The sequence below is a fragment of the Kitasatospora sp. NPDC059146 genome (genome assembly GCF_042786665.1).
Lineage (GTDB): Bacteria > Actinomycetota > Actinomycetes > Streptomycetales > Streptomycetaceae > Kitasatospora.
The window spans coordinates 1-7033 of the sequence record NZ_JBHZCY010000227.1 but is presented as its reverse complement, the minus strand read 5'-3'; the positions used below and the strand labels follow the sequence as shown (position 1 = coordinate 7033).

Below are 7033 nucleotides of genomic sequence, written 5' to 3'. Positions count from 1 at the left end.
GCTGCTGGATCACCACCGCGGCCACCAGCAGCGCCCCCTGGGCGACGTTCTGCCAGAAGGCGTTGATGCCCTGGACGGTGAGCCCGTTCTGCAGCGCGCCGAGCAGCGCCACCGCCAGCAGGGTGCCGCCGATGCTGCCCTTGCCGCCCTTGAGGGCGCAGCCGCCGAGCGCGGCCGCGGTGATCGACTGGAGTTCCAGCCCCTCACTGCCGGAGACGGGCTGGCCGCTGCCGGTGCGGGCGGTGAGCAGCACGCCGGCCAGGGCGGCGACCGTACCGGAGAGGGCGTAGGCGGCGATCAGGTACTTGTTGAGGTTGATGCCGGCCAGCCGGGCGGCGGTGTCGTTGCCGCCGATCGCGTAGATGTTGCGGCCGATGTCGGTGTACGTCAGCAGGGCGTGCACGGCGACGGCGGTGAGGATCAGCAGCCAGACCATGGTGGGCAGTCCGGCGATCCGGCCCCGGCTGAGGAAGACGAAGACCGGGTCGTTGAGCACGTAGCCCTGGGCGCGGCCGTCCGAGACGAGCTGGGCGACGCCCTTGTAGGCGGCCAGCCCGGCGAGGGTGGCGATCGTCGGGTTGACCCGGCCGTAGACGATGACGACGCCGTTGAACAGGCCGATGCCCGCGCCGATGGCCAGCGAGGCGCTGATGCCGAGGAAGGGGTTGGCGCCGGTGGAGGTGAACACCATGGCGCTGGTGACGGAGGCCAGACCGGCCTGGGAGCCGACCGAGATGTCGAGGCCGCCGCAGATGATCACGACGGTCTGGACGACGGCCAGCAGTCCGGAGATGGTGGCGGCCTCGGCGATGACCTGGATGTTGTCCCAGCCGACGAAGTTGGGGTTGAGCCCGCCGAACAGGGCGACGACGGCGACCAGGGCGCCGATCAGGCTGAGGTTCTGCCCGCCGATCGCGGCGAGCAGGGCGCGCGGGCCGCCGGACCGCACGGGCAGGGCGCCGGTGTCCGGCACCGGGGCGGTCGGGGGCGTGGCGGTGGTCATCGGGTCTCTCCGGTCTGGGCGGGGGTGGTGGCGGCGCGGTCGTCGGCCGCGGCACGGTGGTCGGCCGCGGCACGGTGGTCGGCCGCGGCACGGTCGGCGGCGGCACCGAAGTCATCGGCACCGAGGTCGTCGGCCATGGCGAGGGCGAGGACGGCCTCCTCGGTCGCCTCCTCGCGGCTGAGCTCGCCGGTGGTGCGGCCGTTCTGCATCACCACGATCCGGTCGGCGAGGCCGAGCACTTCGGGCAGTTCGGAGGAGATGACCAGCACGGCGGTGCCCTCGCGGGCCAGGTCGGCGATGATCTGGTAGATCTCCGCCTTGGCCCCGATGTCGACGCCGCGGGTGGGCTCGTCCAGGATCAGCAGCTCGGGCCGGCGGGCGAGCCAGCGGGCCAGCACGACCTTCTGCTGGTTGCCGCCGGACAGGGTGCGCACCTCCGCCTCGACGGAGGGGGCGCGGACCCGCAGCCGGTCGGCGTACTCCTGGGCGAGGGCCTTCTCCTGGCGGTGCTTGACGAACCGCCACCGGCTGAGCCGGCGCAGGCTGACCAGCGAGGTGTTGTCGCGGATCGTGCGCTGCAGGAACAGGGCCTGGGCCTTGCGCTCCTCGGGCGCCAGTCCGATCCCGGCGGCGATGGCGTCGCGCGGGCTGCGCAGCCGCAGCACCTCGCCGTTGAGGGTCACCGTGCCGGAGCGGATCGGGGCGTCCCCGGCCAGCGCGAGGGCGAGTTCGGAGCGTCCGGCACCGATCAGCCCGGCCAGGGCGACCACCTCGCCGGCCCGGACGCGGAGGCTGACGTCGCGGACGTCGTCGGTGGTGACCCCGTCGACGTCCAGCACGACGCGCTCGGTGGCGACCTGCTGGCGGACGAACAGCGAGGACAGGTCGCGGCCGACCATCAGCCGGACGAGCTCGCCCTCGTCGGTGGCGGCGGCCCGGACCACCCCGGCGACCCGGCCGTCGCGCAGCACGGCGATCCGGTCGGCGAGCCGGAAGATCTCCTTCATCCGGTGGGAGACGTAGACGACCGCGATGCCCTGGTCGCGCAGCCGTCCGATCAGCGCGAACAGCGCCTCGACCTCGTGCTCGGAGAGCGAGGAGGTGGGCTCGTCGAAGGCGATCGCGCGCGGTGCGACCGCACCGGTCAGGGCCCGCATGATCTCGACCAACTGGCGCTGTGCAGCGGTGAGTTCAGAGCCGAGCAGGTCCGGGTCGAGGACCTTGTCGAAGCCCAGGCGGGCCAGGTCGGCGGTGATCCGGCGGCGCAGCTCGGCGCGGTCCAGCCGGCGCAGGGCGGTGCGCGGCAGCGAGCCGGCGTAGACGTTCTCGGCGACCGGGACGTGCGGGATGATCTCGGGTTCCTGCGGGATGATCCGGATCCCGGCCCGACGGGCGTCCTGCGGGGAGTGCAGGTCCAGGGGCTCGCCGTCCAGCAGGACACGGCCCTCGGTGGGGCGGTGGTCGCCGGTGAGGATGCGCAGCAGGGTGGACTTTCCGGCACCGTTCTCGCCCATCAGCGCGGTGACCTGGCCGGGCGGGAAGGAGAGCGTGACGTCCATCAGCGCCTGGACGGCGCCGAAGCGCTTGGACACCCCTTCGGCGCTCAGGCCGGCGGAACCGTCCGGCGGTGGGAGGGGCGAGGGTTCGGGTGGGGTCATCGGGGCCTCGTTGGCAGTGCGGTACGGGCGGGGGTGCGGACGGGCCGCGGAAGCGGCGGCGACGCTGCGGCAGTGACGGTGCGGCGGCGGTGCGGCGGAGCCCGGCGGCTCCGCCGCACGGCCGGCCCGAAGTGGCGTCGGCCCGAGGTGGCGTCGGGCCGAGGCGGCGCCGGGCGCGGCGTCAGCTGCAGGACACGCCCGCGGACTGCCAGGTGGCGGCGTCGACCATCTTGGTCGGGGCGAAGGCCTCCTTGGGGAAGTCCTTGCCGTTCTTGAGCTTGTCGAACATGGTCTGCACCGACAGGGCACCGACGTCCTTGCCGTTGATGAACAGGGCGGCCTTCATGCCGGAGGGCTTGCCGGCGGCCCAGTCCTTGCAGGCCAGGTAGGCGCCCAGGCCGACGCCGTCGATGTCGTCCGGGCTGATCCCGGCGTTCTGCAGGGCGGTGACGGCACCCTGGACGTTCTCGTCGTTGCAGCCCCAGGTCACCCAGTGCTTGACGCCCGGGTTGGCGGTGATGGTGGCGGCCACCTTGTCCTGGGCGCCGGTCGGGGTGTTGTCGGTGGCGACGTCGATGGCCTGCACGCCCGGCACGGCCTGGTCGAAGGCGTCCTTCGCGGCCTTGACCCGGTCGCCGCAGACGGTGACGTCCTGCTTCCAGGCGGAGATGATCCGGGTGTCGGCGGCGTTCCAGCCGGCCTTCTTGAACTCCTCGGCCGCGCGCTGGCCGACCTGCTGACCCATCTGCTGGCCGGAGAAGCCGATCCGGGGCACCAGGTCGCCGGCGGCGCACTGGGCCGGGGAGGGGCCGCTCGCACAGACCTGGTCGTCGGAGGTGAGCAGCGCGGCCTTGGCGTCCCGGGCCGTCTGGACGACCTGCGGGCCGACCGCCGGGTCCGGCACCACGATGATCAGGCCGTTGCTCTTCTGGGCGATCGCGGCCTGCACCTCGCCGACCGTCTTGTTGGCGTCGCTGCCGAGGTTCACCACCTTCAGGTCGGCACCCAGTTCGGCGGCCTTGGCCTTCGCCCCGGCCGCCTCGTCCACGAAGTACTGCTGGTCACCCTGCTTCTGCAGGTAGGTGATCGAGACCTTGCCGGACACCGGGGCCACCGGCGCGTCGGCCCCGGAGGACGAGGTCTGTCCGGTGGAACAGGCCGTCAGCCCGAACGAGGTGACCAGGCTCAGCGCGGCGAGCGAGGCCAGGCGGCCACGGAGGGTGAGGTGCATGGTGAGGGCTCCTGAGGATGTGGGACCGATCGACCATAAGCAACAGAGTCGATCAGAAAACATCGCAATCAAACGCGATGAGGCAACAGGAAACGCCCAGTTCACACTGGAGTCAAGCGTGGGTTTACCTCCGGGGCACGATCGACACCGTCTCGTTATGCCACCCGCTCCATCCGGCGCGAGCAGGCCGGTCCGACGGGCGGTTCCGCGCGCGCGAAAGTGCCCGCGCGGCGGCCGGGGCCGCGCGGGAAGGTGCACATGCTCGGTCGAAGCCCGCTGATCACACTGGTCAGAGGCGTTCGGATGGGTGTGCGAGACCACCTACTAGCCGGTAGGTAGGTGCTCGGAACAGCTTCCGCCAAAGGCGGGTTCACGTCAAGAGGGCGGCCCCACCGCCCGCCGGCAGTGCGGTCCCACCCCGGGCCGCCGCACCTGCGGTCGATCGTGTGCGGCGCTGTCGTGACAAGTGGTCAACGCCGTTGAATCTGCGGCCTTCTTGTTGATTAGTGTTGGAACTCGGGTCTACGCTCCGCACCTGCCCGGCGTTCCTGCATGCTCCCGCCGACGCCGGCGCTCCCCTGCACCCTCCCGTCACCGGAGACGCCCATGGCCCGTGGACACCTGCCCCCGAAACTGCGCACCGCCCTCGGCGCCGCAGCCCTGCTGCTGGGCTCCCTCGGCAGCCTCGCCACACCGCCCGCCGCCTCGGCGGCGCCCTCGGCGCCCACGGCGCCCTCGGCACCCACGGCCGCCACCGCCGTCCGCACCGCCGTCACCGTCGACGGCACCCAGCCCGGCCTCGCCTTCGACGGGGTCGGCGCGATCTCCGGCGGCGGCGGCAACTCCCGCCTCCTGGTGGACTATCCGGAGCCACAGCGCAGCCAACTGCTGGACTACCTGTTCAAGCCCGGCTACGGCGCCTCGCTCCAGGTGCTGAAACTGGAGATCGGCGGCGACACCAACTCCACCGACGGCGCCGAGCCCAGCATCGAACACACCAAGGGCGCCGTCGACTGCCACCAGGGCTACGAGTGGTGGCTCGCCGAACAGGCGAAGGCCCGCAACCCGAACATCACCTTCTACGGCCTGTCCTGGGGCGCCCCCGGCTGGATCGGGAACACCGGCAGCGGCGGCACCTTCTGGTCCCAGGACACCGTCGACTACCTGATGTCCTGGATGGGCTGCGCCGCACAGCACCACCTGAACGTCTCCTACCTCGGCGGCTGGAACGAGCGGAGCTTCAACGCCGCCTGGTACGAGAAGCTCAAGTCCGCCCTGGTCTCCCACGGTTACGGCTCGACCAAGGTGGTCGCCGCCGACGACACCTGGGCGGTCGCGGACGCCATGGCCACCGACCCGGCGTTCCGCGACGCCGTCGACGTCGTGGGCGTGCACTACCCGTGCGGCTACCTGGGCAACTTCACCAGCTGTCCGAGCACCCCCACGGCGCAGGGGCTCGGCAAGCCGCTGTGGGCCAGCGAGAACGGCTCCGAGGACGCGGACGGCGGCGCCGCCGCGGTCGCGCGCGGGATCAACCGCGACTACCTCGACGGCAGGATGACCTCCTTCGTCAACTGGCCGGTCATCGCCGCGCTCTACCCCAACCTGTACTTCTCCAGCGACGGCATGTCGATCGCGAACCAGCCGTGGTCCGGCCACTACACGATCGGCAGGACCACCTGGGTGACGGCGCACACCACCCAGTTCGCCCGCCCCGGCTGGCACTACATCGACTCCGCGAGCGGCTACCTCGGCGGCGCGCGCACCAACGGCAGCTACGTCACGCTCAAGTCCACGAACAACCGCGACTACAGCACCGTCATCGAGACCATGGACGCCGCCGCGGCCCAGACCGCGAGCTTCACCGTCGCCGGCGGCCTGTCCACCGGCACCGTCCACGTCTGGTCCACCGACCTGGGCTCCGACAAGCCCGCGGACTGGTTCGTCCACGCCCAGGACGTCACCCCGCAGGGCGGCGCGTACACCCTCACCCTCCAGCCCGGCCGCGTCTACACCGTGACCACCACCACCGGCCAGGGCCGGGGCACCGCCACCGCGCCGGCCGCCGCCCCGCTGGGCCTGCCCTACGCGGACGACTTCGAGAAGGCGGCCACCACCACCTCGCCGAAGTACTTCACCGACATGAACGGCGCCTTCCAGACCGTCCCCTGCGGCGGCGGCCGCGCCGGGACCTGCCTGCGCCAGATAGCCCCGACCTCGCCGATCCGCTGGACCGACGAGTCGTACAACGCGCCGTACACGATCATGGGCGACGGCAGCTGGTCCAACTACACCGTCACCGCCGACACCCTGTTCGAGCAGTCGGGCAGCGTCGAACTCCTCGGCCGGGTCAACCAGCAGGGCCGCAACAACAACGGCCTCAACGCCTACCACCTGCGGTTCAGCGACACCGGCGCCTGGTCCATCGACAAGAGTGACACCAGCTGGAACTTCACCACCCTCGCCCACGGCACCACCACCGCACCGGGCACCGGCAGTTGGCACACCGTCTCGCTCTCGATGGAGGGCAGCACACTCACCGCCGGCATCGACGGCACCACGGTGGGCAGCGCGACCGACGCGAGCTTCACCAACGGACAGGCCGGCCTGGGCGTGACCGACTACCGGACCGAGCAGTTCGACCGCTTCGCCCTCACCCCCGGCACCCCGACCACCCACACCGGCCCGATCACCTCCGCCCTGGCCGGCAAGTGCGTCGACGCCGACGGCGACTCCGGCGCCAACGGCACCGCCGTCCAGCTCTGGGACTGCAACGCCGGCCCCTCCCAGGTGTGGACCTGGTCCAACGGCAGCCTCACCCACAACGGCAAGTGCCTCGACGTGACGGGCGCCGCCACCGTCAACGGCACCCCGGTCGAACTCTGGGACTGCAACGCCGGCCCCAACCAGCAGTGGACGCCCCAGCCGGACGGCACCCTGCGGAGCACCCAGTCCGGCCGCTGCCTCGACGACCCGGCCCTCGCCACCACCAACGGCACCCGCCTGGAGATCTGGGACTGCAACGCCGGCGCCAACCAGCGCTGGGCCCTCCCCTAGGGCCTGTCCGGCGGATCTTGGCAGATCAGCGCGCGGCGTTGGGCGCCCGGCTGGGCGTGCGCCCGAGTCGGCCTCGTACTGGAC

The 7033-nt window shown here is 71.9% G+C and carries 4 protein-coding genes; 1 reads left to right on the top strand and 3 read right to left on the bottom strand.

The window, feature by feature from the left end; translation table 11 throughout:
• The 3 genes from ACFXPX_RS43070 to ACFXPX_RS43060 all read right to left on the bottom strand — a co-directional run.
• A partial coding sequence (locus ACFXPX_RS43070) for an ABC transporter permease (protein WP_380645041.1) occupies nt 1-1003 on the bottom strand: 1003 nt, incomplete at its 3' end.
• A complete protein-coding gene (locus ACFXPX_RS43065) occupies nt 1000-2661 on the bottom strand; it encodes a sugar ABC transporter ATP-binding protein (protein ID WP_380645040.1) in 1662 nt (553 codons plus the stop codon). The genes ACFXPX_RS43065 and ACFXPX_RS43070, both read right to left, overlap by 4 nt.
• Before the next feature lie 181 nt (nt 2662-2842).
• Nucleotides 2843-3892 carry a substrate-binding domain-containing protein gene (locus tag ACFXPX_RS43060; protein ID WP_380525689.1) on the bottom strand — a complete coding sequence of 350 codons (1050 nt, stop codon included), beginning with the start codon at nt 3890-3892 and terminating at the stop codon, nt 2843-2845.
• A gap of 606 nt (nt 3893-4498) precedes the next feature.
• On the opposite strand from ACFXPX_RS43060, the gene ACFXPX_RS43055 reads away from it, so the two are divergent.
• On the top strand, nt 4499-6949 hold the full coding sequence (locus tag ACFXPX_RS43055) for a ricin-type beta-trefoil lectin domain protein (protein ID WP_380645038.1): 2451 nt from the start codon (nt 4499-4501) through the stop codon (nt 6947-6949).
• Nucleotides 6950-7033 lie beyond the last annotated feature (84 nt).

Bases quoted from the DNA above. Each gene is read 5' to 3' on its own strand.
- ACFXPX_RS43065 (WP_380645040.1), bottom strand. From the start codon at position 2,661: ATGACCCCACCCGAACCCTCGCCCCTCCCACCGCCGGACGGTTCCGCC.
- ACFXPX_RS43060 (WP_380525689.1), bottom strand. From the start codon at position 3,892: ATGCACCTCACCCTCCGTGGCCGCCTGGCCTCGCTCGCCGCGCTGAGC.
- ACFXPX_RS43055 (WP_380645038.1), top strand. From the start codon at position 4,499: ATGGCCCGTGGACACCTGCCCCCGAAACTGCGCACCGCCCTCGGCGCC.